General features: G+C 64.1%; 16 protein-coding genes. 6 read left to right on the top strand and 10 right to left on the bottom strand.

All coding sequences use genetic code 11. The features are described 5' to 3' along the window. Positions 1-33: 33 nt before the first annotated feature. Positions 34-1,473 carry a glutamate--tRNA ligase gene (gltX, locus tag XH90_RS17770; protein ID WP_194475664.1) on the bottom strand — a complete coding sequence of 480 codons (1,440 nt, stop codon included), beginning with the start codon at positions 1,471-1,473 and terminating at the stop codon, positions 34-36. 144 nt (positions 1,474-1,617) lie between these two features. Here gltX and XH90_RS17775 point away from each other — a divergent pair, with 144 nt between their 5' ends. The 4 genes from XH90_RS17775 to XH90_RS17790 all read left to right on the top strand — a co-directional run bounded on the left by XH90_RS17775 (position 1,618) and on the right by XH90_RS17790 (position 4,977). Further along, complete coding sequence (locus tag XH90_RS17775) at positions 1,618-3,294, top strand: glutamine--tRNA ligase/YqeY domain fusion protein (protein ID WP_194475665.1); 1,677 nt, start codon at positions 1,618-1,620, stop codon at positions 3,292-3,294. Between the two features lie 11 nt (positions 3,295-3,305). Beyond that, complete coding sequence (locus XH90_RS17780; protein ID WP_194475666.1) at positions 3,306-3,692, top strand: nuclear transport factor 2 family protein; 387 nt, start codon at positions 3,306-3,308, stop codon at positions 3,690-3,692. A 185-nt stretch (positions 3,693-3,877) separates the two neighbouring features. After that, the gene (locus tag XH90_RS17785) at positions 3,878-4,111 is read left to right on the top strand and encodes a DUF2171 domain-containing protein (RefSeq protein WP_194475667.1); all 234 of its coding nucleotides are present in this window, start codon (positions 3,878-3,880) and stop codon (positions 4,109-4,111) included. 281 nt (positions 4,112-4,392) lie between these two features. Then, complete coding sequence (locus tag XH90_RS17790) at positions 4,393-4,977, top strand: hypothetical protein (protein WP_194475668.1); 585 nt, start codon at positions 4,393-4,395, stop codon at positions 4,975-4,977. A gap of 171 nt (positions 4,978-5,148) precedes the next feature. On the opposite strand, the gene XH90_RS17795 is transcribed toward XH90_RS17790, so the two are convergent. Then, positions 5,149-6,072 (bottom strand): IS1595 family transposase, encoded by a 924-nt coding sequence (locus XH90_RS17795; protein WP_194475669.1) that lies wholly within the window; start codon positions 6,070-6,072, stop codon positions 5,149-5,151. A 132-nt stretch (positions 6,073-6,204) separates the two neighbouring features. Between XH90_RS17795 and XH90_RS17800 the strand changes: the two genes are divergently transcribed. After that, positions 6,205-8,487 (top strand): ComEC/Rec2 family competence protein, encoded by a 2,283-nt coding sequence (locus XH90_RS17800; protein ID WP_194475670.1) that lies wholly within the window; start codon positions 6,205-6,207, stop codon positions 8,485-8,487. Between the two features lie 10 nt (positions 8,488-8,497). On the opposite strand, the gene XH90_RS17805 is transcribed toward XH90_RS17800, so the two are convergent. The 7 genes from XH90_RS17805 to XH90_RS17835 all read right to left on the bottom strand — a co-directional run bounded on the left by XH90_RS17805 (position 8,498) and on the right by XH90_RS17835 (position 13,934). Further along, positions 8,498-8,932, bottom strand: coding sequence for a hypothetical protein (locus tag XH90_RS17805; protein ID WP_194475671.1), 435 nt, complete (start codon positions 8,930-8,932; stop codon positions 8,498-8,500). 193 nt (positions 8,933-9,125) lie between these two features. Beyond that, positions 9,126-9,329 carry a hypothetical protein gene (locus XH90_RS17810; protein WP_194475672.1) on the bottom strand — a complete coding sequence of 68 codons (204 nt, stop codon included), beginning with the start codon at positions 9,327-9,329 and terminating at the stop codon, positions 9,126-9,128. A 183-nt stretch (positions 9,330-9,512) separates the two neighbouring features. Beyond that, positions 9,513-10,214, bottom strand: a complete 702-nt coding sequence (gene lexA, locus XH90_RS17815) for a transcriptional repressor LexA (RefSeq protein ID WP_128951590.1) — start codon at positions 10,212-10,214, stop codon at positions 9,513-9,515. A gap of 176 nt (positions 10,215-10,390) precedes the next feature. Continuing rightward, complete coding sequence (gene glp / locus XH90_RS17820) at positions 10,391-11,602, bottom strand: gephyrin-like molybdotransferase Glp (RefSeq protein WP_194475673.1); 1,212 nt, start codon at positions 11,600-11,602, stop codon at positions 10,391-10,393. 225 nt (positions 11,603-11,827) lie between these two features. Beyond that, entirely contained in the window at positions 11,828-12,022 is a 195-nt protein-coding gene (locus tag XH90_RS17825) for a hypothetical protein (protein ID WP_194475674.1), read from the bottom strand. 146 nt (positions 12,023-12,168) lie between these two features. Then, complete coding sequence (locus tag XH90_RS17830) at positions 12,169-12,798, bottom strand: HAD family phosphatase (protein WP_194475675.1); 630 nt, start codon at positions 12,796-12,798, stop codon at positions 12,169-12,171. Between the two features lie 8 nt (positions 12,799-12,806). Next, entirely contained in the window at positions 12,807-13,934 is a 1,128-nt protein-coding gene (locus tag XH90_RS17835; RefSeq protein ID WP_194475676.1) for an alpha-hydroxy acid oxidase, read from the bottom strand. Positions 13,935-14,225: 291 nt separating this feature from the next. On the opposite strand from XH90_RS17835, the gene XH90_RS17840 reads away from it, so the two are divergent. Then, complete coding sequence (locus XH90_RS17840; protein WP_194475677.1) at positions 14,226-15,569, top strand: S41 family peptidase; 1,344 nt, start codon at positions 14,226-14,228, stop codon at positions 15,567-15,569. A 101-nt stretch (positions 15,570-15,670) separates the two neighbouring features. Here XH90_RS17840 and XH90_RS17845 read toward each other — a convergent pair whose 3' ends face one another. Further along, positions 15,671-18,391 carry an EAL domain-containing protein gene (locus tag XH90_RS17845; protein ID WP_194475678.1) on the bottom strand — a complete coding sequence of 907 codons (2,721 nt, stop codon included), beginning with the start codon at positions 18,389-18,391 and terminating at the stop codon, positions 15,671-15,673. Position 18,392: the final 1 nt, after the last annotated feature.

The following is an 18,392-nucleotide window of genomic DNA, read 5'->3' on the forward strand; positions in this document are numbered from 1 at the left end:
GTGCGCTGCAAGATCATGGCAGCCATGGCCTACTTACGTCTTAGGTTCGTCCTTGGCCTGATCCTCGAGCCGGGCGAGGCTCTCCTGGCGTCCCAGCACGTCCAAAACCTCAAAAATACCGGGCGAGGTGGTGCGGCCGGTCAGCGCCGCACGCAGCGGCTGGGCGACGGCGCCGAGCTTGAGACTATTTTCCTCCGCGAATGCGCGTAGTGCAGCTTCCGTGGCGGCGCCGCTCCAGGTCTCGACATTCTCCAGCGCGGAATGAAGCTGGCCGATCAGCTTGCGGTTGCCAGGCGTCAGCAGGGCGACCGCTTTCGGATCGAGCTGCAAAGGCCGGTCGGCGAAGATGAAATCAGCGCCGTCGATCAGCTCGATCAGCGTCTTGGCGCGCTCCTTCAAAGCCGGCATGGCCTTGAGCAGCTGGGCGCGCGTGGTATCGTTCAACTTGGCTTTAATCTCGTCGCGAGCAGGCACGACGTGGTCGAGCACATCTCCGAACATTTTCACGAGTGATTGATCGTCGGCGTGGCGGATGTAATGGCCGTTGAGGTTCTCGAGCTTGGCGAAATCGAAGCGGGCGGCGGCACGGCCGACGCTGGCGAGATCGAACGCGGCGATCATCTCCTCGGTCGAGAAGATTTCCTGGTCGCCATGGCTCCAGCCGAGGCGGACAAGGTAGTTGCGCAAGGCGGCCGGGAGGTACCCCATGGCGCGGTACGCGTCGACGCCGAGCGCGCCGTGGCGCTTGGACAGTTTCGAGCCGTCGGGCCCGTGGATGAGGGGGATGTGCGACATGCTCGGCAGCGCCCAGCCCATCGCGTCGTAGATCTGCTTCTGGCGCGCGGCATTGATCAGATGGTCGTCTCCGCGAATGACGTGGGTGACGCCCATGTCGTGGTCGTCCACGACCACCGCGAGCATGTAGGTCGGGTTGCCATCGCCGCGCAGCAGGACGAGGTCGTCGAGATTCTCGTTCTGCCAGACCACGCGGCCCTGAACCTGGTCCTCGATCACGGTCTCGCCGGTCTGCGGCGCGCGCAGGCGGATGGTCGGCTTGACGTCGGACGGGGCAGTCGCGGGATCGCGGTCGCGCCACATGCCGTCATAGAGGCGGGTGCGGCCCTCGCTGCGCGCCTTCTCGCGCATGGCGGCGAGCTCCTCCGCGGTAGCGTAGCAGCGATAGGCCTTGCCGTCGGCGAGCAGCTGCTCGGCGACTTCGCGGTGACGGGCGGCGCGGCTGAACTGGTAGATGACGTCGCCATCCCAGCCGAGCTCCAGCCATTTCAGCCCGTCCAGGATCGCGCCGATCGCGGCCTCGGTGGAGCGCTCCCGGTCGGTGTCCTCGATCCGGAGCAGCATCCTGCCGCCGTGCTTCTTCGCGTAGAGCCAGTTGAACAGCGCGGTGCGGGCGCCTCCGATATGGAGGAAGCCGGTCGGCGAGGGGGCAAAGCGGGTGACGACGGAATCGGTCATTCTTGGCAGGGCCTATGCATTGGAGGCGGTGGTATATAACAGGACCGGAGCATAACTAAAGCCCGGCAGCGGATGCCTTAAGGCCTTGGCGCAGCCAAGCGAATTTGGCAGAAGGACCGCTGATTTCCCTACAGGATTTTCGTAATGACAGAACCGGTGGCGACTGAGGTTGGGCGCGATTTCATTCGTGACATCATCCAGGCCGACCTCGACCAGGCCAAGTACAAGGAGATCGTGACCCGGTTCCCGCCGGAGCCGAACGGCTATCTCCACATCGGCCATGCCAAGTCGATCGCCCTCAATTTCGGCATCGCCCAGGAGTTTCCGGGCCGTTGCCATCTACGCTTCGACGATACCAATCCGGTCAAGGAAGAGCAGGAATATATCGATTCCATCCAGGCCGACGTGCATTGGCTCGGCTTCGACTGGGGCAAGAACCTGTTCTTTGCTTCGGATTATTTCGACCGCCTGTACGAATGGGCGGAGAATCTGATCCGCGACGGCCTCGCCTATGTCGACGACCAGACCCAGGAGGAGATCCGTCTCTCTCGCGGCACGTTGACGGAGCCCGGCAAGAACTCGCCGTTCCGCGACCGCAGCGTCGATGAAAATCTCGACCTGTTCCGCCGCATGAAGGCCGGCGAATTCCCGAACGGCGCGCGCGTGCTGCGGGCCAAGATCGACATGTCCGCGGGCAACATCAATCTGCGCGATCCCGTGCTCTACCGCATCCTGCATGCGCACCATCCGCGCACCGGGACCAAGTGGAGCATCTATCCGAGCTACGACTATGCCCACGGCCAGTCGGACGCGATCGAGGGCATCACGCACTCGATCTGCACGCTGGAGTTCGAGGACCACCGGCCGCTCTATGACTGGTTCATCGAGAAGCTGCCGGTGCCGTCGAAGCCGCACCAGTACGAGTTCGCGCGGCTGAACCTGACCTACACGCTGCTGTCCAAGCGTGTGCTGACACAGCTCGTCCGCGACGGCCATGTCGCCGGATGGGACGATCCGCGCATGCCGACCATGGCGGGCATGCGCCGCCGCGGCGTGCCGCCGGCCGCGCTTCGTGAGTTCGTCAAGCGCATCGGGGTTGCCAAGGCCAACAGCGTGGTCGACGTCGGCATGCTCGAGTTCTGCATCCGCGAGGAGCTGAACCGTACTGCGCAGCGGCGCATGGGCGTGCTACGGCCGCTCAAGGTCGTGATCGAGAACTATCCGGAAGGGCAGAGCGAGGAGCTCGAGGCGATCAACCATCCCGACGATCCCGGCGCCGGCACGCGCAAGATCACGTTCGGCCGCGAGCTCTATATCGAGCAGGACGACTTCATGGAGAACCCACCGAAGAAGTTCTTCCGCCTGTCGCCGGGCAACGAGGTGCGGCTGCGCTACGCCTATTTCGTCAAGTGCACCGGCGTGATCAAGAACGACAAGGGCGAGGTCGTGGAACTGCGTTGCACCTACGATCCCGCGACCAAGGGGGGCAACGCGCCCGACGGCCGCAAGGTCAAGGCGACCATGCACTGGTTGCCGGCCGCGACATCGGTGCCCGCGGAGATCCGCATCTACAACCAGCTTTTTGCCAATCCGAGCCCGGACGCCTCGAATTTCGCGGCTGATCTCAATCCGAACTCGTTGGAAATCCTGTCCGACGCGCGGATCGAAGCCTCCGTTGCCGAGAGCAACTCGATGGAGCCTATGCAGTTCGAACGCCAGGGCTATTTCGTGCGCGACAGGGACTCGACGCCGGGCAAGCCGGTGTTCTCGCGCACTATCGGCCTGCGCGATACGTTCGCGAAGGAAGTCGCCAAGGGTTGAGGGACGCGGACATGAGCAAAGAGGCCGACGCCATCGTTTCCGCCATCATCGCGAAATGGTGCGCCGGCTTCGCCAGCCTTGATGCGGCGGCTCTGTCATCGCTCTATTCGAAGAACGCATTCTTCTTTGGCTCGAACCCAACGCTTTATCGGGGCAGGGACGGCGTCACCAATTACTTCAACGGCCTGCCGCGCTGGCGCAAGCCCAGCGCGACATTTTCGGAAGTGCAGGCGACGCATGCAGGGCCTGACCTGATCAACATGGGCGCAACCATCAATTTCGATCTCGCCGGTGAACGGCCCGATCTCGTCGTGAAGATGAGCTGGGTCATCATCCGCGAGGACGGTGACTGGAAGATCGTCAATCACCACGCCTCGGCGAAGGCGCCGCTGATTTAGGGACGACGCGATCCCACAATTATCGTCATTCCGGGCTCGCGACGCAGTCGCAAGCCCCGGAATCCAATAACCACCAGCTTGAGCCTGGATTCCGGCCTTGCGCCAAGTGCGCGCCCCGGAACGACAGAAAATACGAACCGAAGCTCTTTGCGCGCGTTGAGGTGGATCCAACCGAGGATCCCACCATGCAGAACATCGCAGAGCATATGGAAGTCATCGGCGCCGACGGCGTCCATGTCGGCACCGTCGACAAGGTCGAGGGCAACCGCATCAAGCTGACCAAGAAGGACAGCGGCGAGGGCAGCCACAGGGGCCACCATCACTTCATCGACAAGCGGCTTGTCGCCGGAGTCGAGGGCAACAAGGTCCGGCTGTCGGCCAAGGCGGACGTCGCCGTGACGATGGAAGAGGAAAAGTAGGGGCTCGGCCCCTGCGTTCCCTATCCGTACCGCTATTCGGCCGGCTATTATATACTTTACACCACACGACGCTAGGGGTAGTTAAGTGACTGCCCCCGGCGGCGCTGATTACATCCCGGGAGCTGGCGCGCCCGGAACAATGTTGTGCGCTCTAGATGACGTCCGCGAACACGGCGAAGGCAGCACCGTGGAGTTGTGGCGTACAGTTGATGGGCGACTGGTGATTCGCGCTTATACCGAGTGCAGAAACGCTTCGACCTATGTTGACCTATGGGACCTGCTTGATTGGCTACAGTCTGGTTCTGGTGCAGGGACAGTGGAAGATAATGCCTCCGACAAACCCACTTGAGCCAATTCTCGAAGAGATAGAGAGGGCTCTCTCTCTTAAGCTTGGCTATCTGGCCCTGACTGTGGCGCTAACAATCCCGTCCATTTGCGTAGCTCTGGAGCATCCAAGTGGAGAGGATGACAGTGGACGCTATAGAAAGTGGTATAAGCAGCACATCGGCGCGAAATTCAAAAATCTCACACCGAGCGATTGCTGGAGTCTTCGCTGCGGAGTGGTGCATCAGGGCCGATTTGGCACCGACAGTCAGAAATATGATCGCGTTGTGTTCGTTCCGCCGACAGATAAAACACTGCGCATCAAGGGCAGCGCGATACTAAATTTTACTCGACCTGGTGCGCCCCCTACTTGCCTGCTCCTAGAATTGAGGGATTTCTGCGAGGCTATGATTGGTGGGGCGCGTGATTGGTTTGCCGCGAACCAAGCCGACCCGGTTGTTTTGCGCAACATGCAGCGGTTAGTTAAGCCACGTCCGGAAGGGCTAGACGCAGCATTCGATGTAGGTCCGGTCATATGGTGAAAAAAACAAGCGCAGATGAGTACACCGAAAAGGAGGCTCAAGAGCGTTTCGAGGCCGCACTTCGTAGCGGCCTAAAGACGGCCCCAAAGCCTCTCAAGGAAAAGCCGAAGCTACGCACGCCGCTTCGCGCGCCAGCGAAGAAACCGGCGCGCAAGGCGTGAGAAATCCTGTTTAGTGAGATTGACGATACGTCAGACGCTTGCCAGCCGCGCCTTTGATGGCAAGGTCCGCACGTTCCCCGTCGCCAATACCGAGCGCAACGCGGTTGCTGTAACGGAAGTCAAATTCTGAGAGATAGCGGTGCAGGTGCTTCTCAGCACAGTGCTGATAGACGCCCTTCATGCCGCGCTTGAAGATGCTGTAATAGCCCTCAACCGTGTTGGTCGAGATCGTCTCGCCAGCTTCGTAGCGGACATACTCGTCGCGCGAATGCACCACGGTCTTGTGGCTGGCAACGCCGTGAATATCAACGATGACGCGATAGTGGCTGGCTTCGTCCGTCATCAGCTTGGCTTCGCGGCTGAGATTATTGCGGATGATCGGAAGAATGTCGCCAGCGCTTGCGCCGTCGATATGGAATGAGCGGGCCGAACCGCCGCGCTCGACAAGGGTAAGGACGGCGTTCTTGTGGTGGCCAGCGCGGGCTTTCTTCGCGCCGAGCTTTCGGCCAATGAACGTCTCGTCGGCTTCAACGGTTTTGCCGCCGCTGCCTAGAAAGGGCGCCATCAGGCCGCCAGCGCGCATTGCCTCGCGGATGCGATGGGCGAGGAACCACGCGGTTTTGTAGGTGACGCCAAGCGAGCGGTGGAGCTGATGGGCGCTCATGCCCTTCTTGCTCGAAGCCATCAGGTAGAACGCCTGAAGCCAGACGTTGAGCTTGATGTGGCTGGACTCCATCACGCTCTTAGTCGTGACAGAGAAGTCCTTGCGGCACTCTTTGGAGGCGCAGCGATACACGCCGGGCTTCTTGGTTGCGTAGGACTCATTGACCGTGCCGCAGTGCGGGCAAACGCGCTCAGCGCTCCAGCGGAGACCTTCAAGGTATTCGCGGGCTGCTTCGTGGCTCTGAAAGTGCGGTGCCGTAAACTGAGACATGGGGCCAAATCCCTAAAGAATGCGGAGATTCTAGGGATTGGGCCTTGTGGTGTCAAGTATATAATCGCCATTCGGCCGCCTGCACGTTCCGGTAGCCTCTGCACCCATCTGATATCGCAGGGTTGCTAGGGAATGGCGGAGCCCGGCCGGCCACAACGTGCCTCGCAAGGTATCGTCGGAACCTGGCCGACAGGCGGGGCCGCGTCGGCCGGCGGGTTTGTGCCGGCAGGGTTTGGCGTCTGGCCCGCGGTCGTCGGGACGCTGCGTGAATGGGCAAAGGCTGAGGCGGGCGCCGGGCGCCTGTTCCCCTGGGTGCCGATCGCCTTCGGCTGCGGGATCGCGCTCTACTTCGCCGCCGATCATGAGCCCGTGTTGTGGGTCACGGCTGCGACGGCGGCCGCATTGACGCTTGGCGCGGTCTTGTTGCGACGAAGCCGGTGGTTCGCGCCGGCGATCATGATCGCCGCGGTCGCTGCCGGCTTTGCCATGGCGACATGGAAGACGGCGCGCATCGCGCATACCGTGCTCACAAGGCCGCTTTATTCGGTGTCGCTGTCGGGCTTCGTCGAGACCCGTGACATCCGCGAGCGCACCGACCGTTTCGTGCTGCGCGTCACCGCGATGGAGGCGCAGCACAGCGATTTGAAGCTCGAGCGCGTCCGCCTCTCCGTGCGCAAGGGGACGGCGCCTGATGTCGGCAGCTTCGTGCAGCTGAAGGCGCGGCTGATGCCGCCGCTCGCGCCGTTGCGACCGGGGAGCTACGACTTCTCGCGCGACATGTTCTTCCAGGGGATCGGCGCGTCCGGTTTCGCGATGGGGGCAATCACGACTGTGACACCGCCCGATGCCGGCGGCTTGCAGCTGCGCTATGCCGCCGTCCTGCAAGGCCTGCGCGATGGGATCGACGCGCGCATCCGCGCCGTACTCGACGGCGACAACCGCGCGATTGCGACTGCGCTTCTGACCGGCCGCCGCGATGCGATCACGACGCCCGTCAACGACGCGATGTTCATCTCCGGCCTCGGCCACGTGCTGTCGATTTCCGGCTACCACATGGCTGTCGTCGCCGGTGTCGTCTTCTTCGCGGTTCGCGCACTGCTCGCGCTGATCCCCGGGCTGGCGGCGGGATTTCCCATCAAGAAATGGTCGGCCGCCGCGGCCCTGGTCGCTTCTGCTTTCTATTTGCTGCTCTCGGGCGCTGAAGTCGCAACCCAACGATCGTTCTTCATGACTGCCGTGGTGCTGATCGCGGTGATCGTCGATCGCCGCGCCGTCACCTTCCGCACGCTGGCGGTCGCGGCGCTGATCGTGCTGGCGGTGGCGCCGGAGGCGCTCGTGCATCCGAGCTTTCAAATGTCCTTCGCCGCGACGCTCGGGCTGGTGGCCCTGGTGCAGATCGGCATGCCGAACCTGTTTGCCTCACCTGATCACTCGGCGACCGCGCGCATCGCGCTGTGGGGCGGCCGCGAGATCGCGATGCTGTTCATGGCCTCGATGATCGCCGGGTTTGCAACCACGCCTTATGCGGCCTTCCATTTCCATCGCGTCACGCCCTACGGCGTGCTCGCCAATCTCGGCGCGATGCCGGTGGTCTCGGCGCTGGTGATGCCCGCGGGGCTTCTGGGATTGCTCGCGGCTCCCTTCGGACTCGACGGTGTGTTCTGGTGGTTGATGGGGATTGGCATCGACTGGATGGTGGCGGTGTCGCGCTGGGTGGCCGCACTGCCCGGCGCGATCGGCCATGTCGCCGCCTTCGGCACTGCGCCGTTGATTGCGGCGAGCCTCGGCCTGATCCTGATGGGCCTGTTGCGCACGCCGCTGCGCTGGTCGGGTGCTTGCGTGCTCGTGGCTGCGACCGTCTGGGGGCTGTCGGTCCGGCAACCCGATATCCTGATTGCCGCTGACGGCCAGAACGTCGCAGTGCGAGGCAGGGATGGGCAACTGCACGTGATCAGAATGAAGAAGGACAATTTTCTGCTCAAGGAGTGGCTTGCCGCCGACGCTGACCCGCGCGACACGGCCAGCGCCTCGCTTGGTGACGGCGTGTCATGCGACGACGCCGGCTGCGTGACGACGCTCGCCGACGGTCGCATGATTGCGCTGTCGCTACGCATCGACGCGCTGGCCGACGATTGCAGTCGTGCCGCGCTGCTGGTGACGACCAGGCCTACGGCGCCGGATTGCGCCGCGATGGTGGTCGATCGACCGCGTCTCGCGCACCAGGGCGCGCTGGCGCTCACACAGCGCGGTGACGGTTTTGCGATTCAGGCTGTGAGGGGAAGGGGCGCAAACCGCCCCTGGTCGCCGGCGGCGACCGGCGATGGAGACTTCGAGCAGACCCTCATGCCAAGGTCGGTAGCTCCACGCTCCCGGGACGTAACACCGTCGGAGGCCGACCTTCAGGCTGAGGAGTAAGATCGACCTTTCAGCCGATCGGCAGGCGCGGCGTCGTGGTGCGGCTGTCAGCGATCCCTTGCGGCTTCTGCTCGCGCTCGCCGAGCGGCTGGGTCACGGGCAGTTGCAGCACGGTTGCGCGCTGGCCTTCGACGAGCTGCGTCACCAGCACGTATTTGCCATCGGGGAATTCGATCGCATCGTGATGACGATCGGGAATGTGCGGATCGACCTTGCCGAACTTGCCGACGCGCGAGTTGACGGTGCGCGTCCAGATCCACCTGTTATCGTAACGGACGTTGTCGGCGAACGCGAGCTCCGTTCCCGGCAGCAGGCAGACCGCGACCGACATGTCGGCTTCGGAGGCGAAGCCGCGCGTCGAGGTGCCGCGAAATGTTGTCGTGACGATCGTCTCGCCGACTTCTGCGGGACGTGTCGCGACGGCATGCAGGCTATAGTCACACATCGGGTGCTCCTCATCAGGGATAGCAACCCGCGCCTCTGGCCTGGAGGCGCAGGCCTCTATCAGAGTGGAAGCCTGCAAGACTCCGCTCGGTTGTAGGCAAATCTGCGGCTCGGATACGCAAGCCGCAATCACAATATCTTTCCCGAACCGCCAGGAACAAAGCCTGCTTCCGTGCATTCGGCGACCGTCGCCGTCAGCGTCCGGCCGGTGCCGACCAGCCCGAATATGGCCATGCCGGCCGCGAGGATTGCTCGACGGTATTATGCGCATCACGCAATTGCGCGCTCGTCGCCTGCGGCGCCTTGCGGGCGCGATGTTGCGGCTGCGCAGCGAGGGCTTGTGACGCCGATGCTGCAATCAGCGCCATCGTGACGGTGCTCAGGAAGATCTTGCGCATGGTTGTCTCCTCGGTCGCCTGGAGGCTTATGAAGCGATGCGTGCTTCGTCGCGGCGTGCCGAGGATGTAGTACTGGAGAGGGGGCCGGATAATCTGTGCAAAACCAGAAAGACCATCCGGCCGGAGCGGACAATCGTCCGCTCCGATCGTTGAATGCGCGTGAGCGCTCAGGTCGTCCGGCGCTCAGTACTTCCGATACAGTCCGATCAGCTTGCCCTGGATCTTGACCCGGTTGGGCGGGAGGATGCGGACCTCGTAGGCCGCGTTGGCCGGCTCCAGCGCGATCGAGGCGCCGCGGCGGCGGAAGCGCTTCAAGGTGGCTTCCTCGTCGTCGATCAGCGCGACCACGATATCGCCGGTGTCGCAGCTCTCGTTGCGCTGGATCAGCGCCATGTCGCCGTCGAGAATGCCGGCGTCGACCATGGAATCGCCGCGCACTTCGAGCGCGTAGTGCTCGCCAGCGCCCAGCATGTCAGGGGGGACGCTGATGGTGTGGCTGCGGGTCTGCAGCGCCTCGATGGGCGTGCCGGCTGCGATCCGGCCCATGACGGGCACCGCGACCGGACGCTCGCCCTCGTCGGCGGGCGGGCTCGATGTCGTGCGCACCTTGCCGAGATTGCCTTCGATGACGCTTGGCGTGAAGCCGCGGCGGCTACCGGCGGCGGCTTGGAGCTCCGGCAGCTTGATCACCTCGATGGCGCGGGCCCGGTTGGGCAGGCGGCGGATGAAGCCACGCTCCTCGAGCGCCGTGATCAGGCGGTGGATGCCCGACTTCGAGCGCAGATCGAGCGCGTCCTTCATCTCGTCGAAGGAGGGCGGCACGCCGCTTTCCTTCAGCCGCTCGCTGATGAACCGCAGGAGCTCGTATTGTTTGCGCGTTAACATCTCGACCAAAATCCCCCTGACGATGTCGTTCGATTCCGAGACGCTGAATTCAGCAATAAGCCGCTACATGCTCGAAACAAATCATGAACGAACACTATATGTTCGATACATGTTCCGCAACTGCTTAATTTACCGTGAACGCGGCAAAGTTCGCGGAACGGTTGCGAACGATGCGCTCAGGCGGGCAGTCGCAACACCTCGCAGTGCGCTCCCGCTTCGGCCTTCGGTGCGAATGGCGGACGCACGAGAAGTGCCTGTGCCGCAGCGAGATTCGCAAGCAGCGAGGAGTCCTGGTGATTGACGGGAAGGGCGACGAGCGTGCCGTCGGCACGCTCGTCGAGACGCGCACGCAGATAATCCTCGCGCTGGTCATTGGCGCCGACGTCGCGGCCGAGCACGGCGCGTTCGCGGCGATGATGGACAACCGAACGGCCGGACAAAGCGCGAATCAGCGGGACCATGAAGAGGAAACCGCACACGTAGGAAGACACGGGATTGCCGGGCAGGCCGATCACGCGCATCGCTCCGAGCTGTCCGTTCATCATCGGCTTGCCCGGCCGCATTGCGATCTTCCAGAACGCCATCGCAGTGCCTTCGTCCCGGAGTGCCTGCTGCACCAGATCGTGGTCGCCGACCGAGGCGCCGCCCGTCGTGATCAGGATGTCGGCGCTGGATTCTCGCGCGCGGCGGATACCGGCGCTGGTGGCGGCAAGCGTATCTGCGGCAACGCCGAGGTCGATGGTGTCGGCGCCCTCGCTGCGGGCGAGCGCGTGCAGGGCGTAGCCGTTGGAATAGACGATCTGGCCATGACCGGGCGTCGATCCCGGCATCACCAGTTCGTCGCCGGTCGCGAGGATCGCGACTTTCGGACGGCGGCACACCGCGAGCTGCGGGTGGTTCATGCCGGCGGCAAGTGCAAGGTCCCGCTCGGTGAGCCGTACGCCCTTGCGCAGGAGCACGTCGCCCTCGCGGAAATCGATGCCGGCGGGGCGAATGTGGCGCCCGGTGACGGCGGCCTCCTTGATGGTGATGCGCTTGCCGTCGGTGACGGTGTCCTCCTGGATCACGACCGCATCCGCACCATCGGGGATGACACCACCGGTGAAGATTCGCACGGCTTCGCCGGCGCTGACGGTCCCTGCGAACGGCCGGCCGGCTGCGACTTCGCCGATGACGACAAGCTGCGCCCCGGGCTTCGCCGCATCGGCCGCACGAACGGCATAGCCGTCCATCGCCGACATCGCCTGCGGCGGCTGCGTCCGCCGCGCCGCGACGTCGCGCGCGAGCACGCGGTGGAAGGCCGCGTCGAGTGCGACGACCTCTTCGGTCAGCGGCTGCGCGCCGGCAAGCACCGCGGCGAGCGCGTCGGAAACCGGCATCAGGGCCACGGGTGAAAACTCCAGCTGCGCCCGTTCGGGCAAATCGGCGGCGAGAGTTCTAGCCGAGTGCAGGCGCAGAGGCAAAACGGTGGTCGCGCAGCATGATTTATCGTGCGTCGTCAGCTTGGCGACGAAGGCGCAAGATCAAAGTCGCCGCGGCATGATCCGGAAGGCGAAGCAGACCGGTTCGAGGATGGCCATGGCGAGGATGACGAGAGCCACGGCCAGCACCGGTCAGGTCCCCGGCTGCTTGTCCGGACTGACGTCTGGCGCTTCGGGACTCTGGTCCCTGTCAGGCATCGGATCGGCCTGGGCCTTGAGATCGGCGGCCTTGCTGATCAGTTTTGCGGAAAGGTCAGAATCCGAGGTGGTTCTGGCGTATTTCATCAGCAGAGAGGCCTGCTTGGTGAGGTAGGTTTTGCCCAACACGATGATAAGTCCGATGTAGAATTCCCAACGGACTCATGAGTCCGGAAACGGGCATTCGTTCCCGGAACTCTGTATAAAAATGTACAAAGCGACTTGGTTCCAAACCCGGAGGCGAAATAGTTCCAGAGGGGCGGTCCGTTCGGGGATCAGATCCCCAGTGCCCTCAGCGCATTGCCGACGTCGTGAGGGGAGGTCACATGCACCGCGGTCAGGCCGCGGGCGCGGGCGCCTTCGACGTTCTCGGCGAGGTCGTCGAAGAAGACAACGCGGTTCGCCGGTACGCCCATCGCGGCAACGACATGGTCGAACGCTTCTGCATCCGGTTTGCGCAGACCGATGCTGGAGGACAGATAGAGCTCGCGAAAATGGCCGAGCAGGTCGGCATATTCCTTCGAGAAGTAGTCCACGTGCGGGCGGTTGGTGTTGGAGAAGGCGTAGACCGGCATCTGCTTCGCCGCGCGCGGCAGCAACTCGGCGATGTCGGGCATCTCGCCGGCAAAGATCGCGTTCCATCCTTCCAGGAACTGCCCATCCGAAATGCTGATGCCGAGCGATGAGCGGAGCGAGGCAAAGTAGTCCTCGTCGCTGATCTTGCCGACCTCGTGCAGCCGGTAGGCCTCGTCACGCACGTAGCGCGCCACGATCGCTTCCGGCTTGCAGCCTGCATGTCCCGCCCAGCAGGCGATCGCCTTGGAGAAATCGATATCAAGCACGACGCGCCCGAGGTCGAACAGAAGCGCATCCGCGCTGCCGGGAGAGAGCGAGGTCACATGCATCCTTCCAATCAGTATCGATAGGGCTCGTGGTCGAACAGCGGGAATGCGCTGAACACGCTCGGCGCATTGGTCGCGGTGGCCGGGTGCAGGCAGGACTTATTGACCTCGGCGAACGAAGTGGCTCCCAGCAGGCCGAGGCAGCGCAGCACCTCGTCCTCGAGCAGTTCCAGCATCCGCGTCACGCCGGTCTCGCCGGCCGCCGCCAAGGCCCAGCATTGCAGCCGGCCAATGCCGACGAGGTCTGCGCCCGCGGCGATCGCCTTGACGATGTCGGTGCCGCGGCAGATGCCGCCGTCGACCATGATCTTCGCGCGCCCCTTCACGGCGTCGACGATTTCAGGAAGCACATGCATCGCGCCGCGGCCGTGATCGAGCTGGCGGCCGCCATGGTTGGAAACGTAGATCCACTCGACGCCGTGATCGACCGCGATCTGCGCGTCCTCGGCGGTGGCGATGCCCTTGAGGATCAGCGGTATCCTGAACTTGTCCTTGACCATCTTCACGGTCCGCCACTCCAGGCCCTTCTGGTAGTCGCCGCCGGTGGCGCGCAGGCGGCTCTCGCGAACGTAACGCTTGGCAATGTCACGCTCACGACGGCTGTAATGGGCGGTGTCGACGGTCAGGCAGAAGGCGGCGTAGTTGGCCTTCTCGGCGCGGCTGACGACGTCGGCCACGAATGCGTCATCGCCACGGACGTAAAGCTGGTACATGCGCAGCGCATCGGGCGCGGCCTCGGCGGTCTTTTCCAGCCCGGGCTCGGAGACCGAGCTCAACATGTGCGACGCCCCGAAAGTGCCGGCCGCGCGGGCAACACTCGCTGCGCCATGCGGGTCGAAGATTTCCAATGCGCCGACGGGGGCGAGCACCACGGGCAGGCGCATCTTGCGGCCGAAATGCTCGACCGAGCCGTCGACCTTGCGCACGTCGCGCAGCACACGCGGACGGAAAGCGATCTCGTCCAGTGCCATGCGGTTGCGGCGCATCGTGGTCTCGGTCTCGGCGGCGCCGACGATATAGTCCCAGGCGTTCTGGTTGAGGTTGGAACGGGCTTTCCTGATGAATTCGTGCAGGTTCTGGAACGGCTCGTTGCTGGCGCCGAGTTCGACGTTCCGTTCCGGCCGGAGCGCTTCGTTCATTGTTGTCCTCCCGAGAATTTGAAGCCTTATCTCATCGCCTATCCCGTTCAGCCCTCCAAAACCATCCTAAAATCGCATAGCTGCGAAGCGCGGCCCGGCCGATCGATTCCCGCGCGGCGGGCGACGGCTTCGGAACGTTGCCAAAAGTTTAGGTCAGGGCGAAGGGATTTTTGCGATATACAAGCGGGCGTGGCAGCCCGGCCTTGAAGAAACCTGAATGGTATTGTGAGAACCGAATTGGACTGCCATTTGCGTGGCGTCCCGTCCCAAGCGAAAAAGGCCACCCATTCCATGCGGAAAACCCTGCTGTTCCCCCTGGGCGCGCTCACCGGAGCCTGCCTCACCCTCCTCGTGTCCGGTCCGCAGGGCGGGCTATGGGCGGCACGGGCGGCGGCGGGCGTAGGCACGGGCGATGCCTATTCCCAGCTCAATCTGTTCGGCGAGGTCTTCGAGCGCGTCAAGGCGAGCTATGTCGAGAAGCCCGACAATGCCAAGCTGATCGAAGGTGCGATCACGGGCATGGTGACCTCGCTCGATCCGCATTCGCGCTACATGAACGCCAAGGCCTGGGCCGAGATGCAGGAGACCACCTCCGGCGAGTTCGGCGGCCTCGGCATCGAGGTCACGATGCAGGACGGTCTGGTCAAGGTCGTCTCGCCGATCGACGACACGCCGGCGTCCAAGGCCGGCATCATGTCCGGTGACCTCATCAGCAAGATCGACGGTGAAAACGTGCAGGGCATGACTCTCGAGCAGGCCGTCAATAAGATGAAGGGCCCGGTCGACACCAAGACCAAGCTCACCATCATGCGCAAGGGCGCCGATGCTCCGCTCGACGTCGCGATCACGCGCGAGATCATCCATGTCCGCCCGGTCCGCTTCCACGTCGAGAATGGCGACATCGGCTACATCCGCGTCACCTCGTTCAACGAACAGACCACCGACGGCCTGAAGAAGGCGATCGCCTCGATCTCCAAGGAGGTCCCGCCGGAGAAGCTCGTCGGCTACGTGATGGACCTGCGCAACAATCCGGGCGGCCTGCTCGACCAGGCCGTGTCGGTGTCGAGCGCGTTCCTGCAGCGCGGCGAGGTCGTTTCGACCCGCGGCCGCAACCCGGAAGAAACCCAGCGCTTCACCGCGCATGGCGGCGATCTCACCAAGGGCAAGCCGCTCGTTGTCCTGATCAACGGCGGCTCGGCGTCAGCCTCGGAAATCGTCTCCGGCGCGCTGCATGACCACAAGCGCGCAACGCTGATCGGCACGCGCTCGTTCGGCAAGGGCTCGGTGCAGACCATCATTCCGCTCGGCGCCGGCAACGGTGCGCTGGCGCTGACCACAGCGCGCTACTACACCCCGTCGGGCCGCTCGATCCAGGCGCAAGGCATCGCGCCGGACATCGAGATACTCCAGGACGTGCCGCCCGAGCTGAAGGGCCGCGTCGACACCATCGCGGAATCCCAGATGCGCGGTCATCTGCAGAATACGGAGGGCGCGGAGCAGACTGGATCGCAGTCCTATGTCCCGCCGGAAGAGAAGGACGACAAGGCGCTGCACGCGGCCTATGACTTCCTGCACGGCGTCACCGTGAATGCGGCGGCCGCCAAGCCGGCGCCAAAGGCGACGGTGCCGAACTAGGCTATATCGGTCCTTGCGACCTCAAGACATCGCCCGGGAGTGGATGGCCACTCCCGGGCGAATTCGTTCTGGATACAGCCTCAGCTCGGAGGAGCCCCATTCTAGCTTGCCTCGCGGTGGCGGCTTTCGTGGCCCCCGCGCTGGGCGAGGCGGCTGCGATGGAGCGCGAACAGCTCCACGATCCTGTCGGCAGGCTTTGCGGCGCTGAACAGATAGCCCTGCATCTCGGTGCAGCCGAGCGCACGCAGCAGCCGCTGCTGCTCCTCGGTCTCGACGCCTTCGGCCGTGGTCGCCATGCGGCGGGCGCTGGCGAGGTTGACCACGGCCTGCACGATGCTGGCGGAGCCGTCGGGACCTGCGATGTCGTCGACGAAGCAGCGGTCGATCTTGATCTTGTCGAACGGGAAGCGGTGCAGGTAGCTCAGCGAGGAGTAGCCGGTGCCGAAATCGTCGAGCGCGATGCGCACGCCGATGGCACGGAGCTGGTGCAGGATCGTCAGCGCAGTGTCGTCGTCGCGGATCAGCACGGCCTCGGTGATCTCGAGCTCGAGCCGGCTCGCCGGCAGGTTGGAGGCGGCCAGCGCCGCCATGATCTTCAGGGCCAGCGTGCCGCTCTTGAACTGTACCGGTGAGACGTTGACGGCGAGGCGGATGTCGTCGGGCCAGCCGGCCGCGTCGCGGCAGGCGGTCGCCAGCACCCATTCGCCGATCTCGTTGATCAATCCGGTATCCTCGGCGATCGGGATGAACTCGGTGGGCGAGACCATGCCGCGTTCGGGGTGGCGCCACCGTACCAGCGCCTCGCAACCGGCGATGCGGTCGTCCTTCAGGTTGAGACAGGGCTGGTAATGGACCTCGAGGCCGCCATGAGCGATGGCGTGCCGAAGGTCGACCTCGAGCTGGCGCCGCTCGCGCACCTTGGCGTCCATCTCCGGCTCGAAGAATCGATAGGTGCGGCGGCCGGCGGATTTGGCGGCGTACATCGCCATGTCCGCGTTCTTCAGGATCTGATCCAGCGCAGTGCCGTGTCCCGGCGCCAGCGCGATACCGATGCTCGCGTCGGTGGTGAGGTGATGGCCCATGCAGTCGAACGGCGCCCGGATCGCCGCAAAGACCCGCGCAACGAACTCGTTGACCTGGTCCTGCGAGGTCACCGCGCTCTGCACGATCGCGAATTCGTCGCCACCGAGCCGTGCCACGAAATCGGTCGGGCCGGCGCAGTCACGCAGGCTCTTCGCCACCGACTTCAACAGCTCGTCGCCGACGAGATGGCCGAGCGCGTCGTTGACGCCCTTGAACTCGTCGATGTCGATGTAGTGCACCGCGATCTCTTCGCCGCCGACGAGGGCGAGGAGCTCGCTGCGCAGATGCTCGTGGAACATGGCCCGGTTGGGCAGGTCGGTCAGCGCGTCGTAGTGGGCGAGGTGGGTGATGCGCTCTTCGATCCGACGGCGTTCGGTGATGTCCTCGTGGGTTGCGACCCAGCCGCCGTCGTCGAGCGGCTCGTTGACGATCTGGATCGATCGGCCATCGCTGGTTTCGACCACCATGGAGTTGCGCACGTGGATGTCACGCAGCACGCGCGCGGCATACTGGTCGACGTCGCCGGCGAACGAACCCGTGTCCTTGCGATGCGCGATGATGTCACGGAAACTGTAGCCCGGTTTGACGATGTCGGCCGACAGGCCGTACATCTCGATGTAGCGCTGATTGCAGACCACGAGCCGCTGCGATGCGTCGAAGAGCAAGAGGCCCTGGGTCATGTTGTTGACGGCGCGGTCGAGGCGCTGCTTTTCCAGCGTCAGCCGCTCCCGGGACAGGCGGTGCTGCTCCAGGAGCTTGCGCACGATCGCGATCAGCACGCCGGCGATCGCAAGCGCGGAGGCGCCGGCGACCGAAATCAGGATGCCGATCTGCTCGCGCCAGTCGGCTAGCGCCGCCGCACGCGTGGTCGTCGCCATCATCAGGATCGGGAAGTGCGGCAAGGCGCGCGCCGAGGCCAGCCGGTCCTCGCCGTCGACCGGGCTGACGATGCGCCCGGCGAAATGATCGAGCGCGAAGATCTGCTGCTGCTCGAACGAGCCGTTCCTGAAATTGCGTCCCATCATGTCGCGGGACTCGGGATAGCGGGCAAGCAGGGTGCCGTCCCGATGCAGCATCGAGATCGTGGCGCCTTCACCGAGCATGACGGTCTCGAAGAACTTCTCGAAATTGGCCGGCTCGATGCCGCGACCGACGATGCCCATGAACTCGCCGTGCGGCCCCATGATCCGGCGCACGATCAGGATGGTCCAGGCCCCGGAGATGCGGCTATGCACCGGTTCGATCAGCACCTCAGGCGCCTGCGGATCGTAGCGGAAGGTGCGGTAATAGGCGCGATCGGCAACATTGACCTTCGGAGCCGGCCACGCCGTCGAGGAATTGATCAGATTTCCGTCCGCGTCGATGATATTGACGCCGCCCATGTACGGGAGCGCATCGATCTTCGAGCGCAGCATCCGGTGCACGTCCTGGCCGGAGAGGCGCGTGCGGAAGTCCTCCGCTGTCGTGATTCCACTCGCGTGCACGTGGTCGATGAAATCCTTCTGGATGACCGCGAAATCCTGCAATTGCTGGTCGAAATGATGGGTGAGCAGCAGGACCGTGTTTTCCAGCTCGCGGCCGGAATTGCGCAGCGCGCGCTCGCGGAAGTTCTGCGCCATCAGCACCGCGCCAACGGCGATGGCCGCGATCAGGAGCGCGCCGCCCACCACGAGCCAGCGGATTGGTCCGCTGCGCACGAAGGCCTGGTCGAGCAGGCGACTGCCGTATCTCGTCATCATG

Origin of the sequence: Bradyrhizobium sp. CCBAU 53338 (assembly GCF_015291665.1) — a bacterium.
Taxonomy (GTDB): Bacteria; Pseudomonadota; Alphaproteobacteria; order Rhizobiales; family Xanthobacteraceae; genus Bradyrhizobium.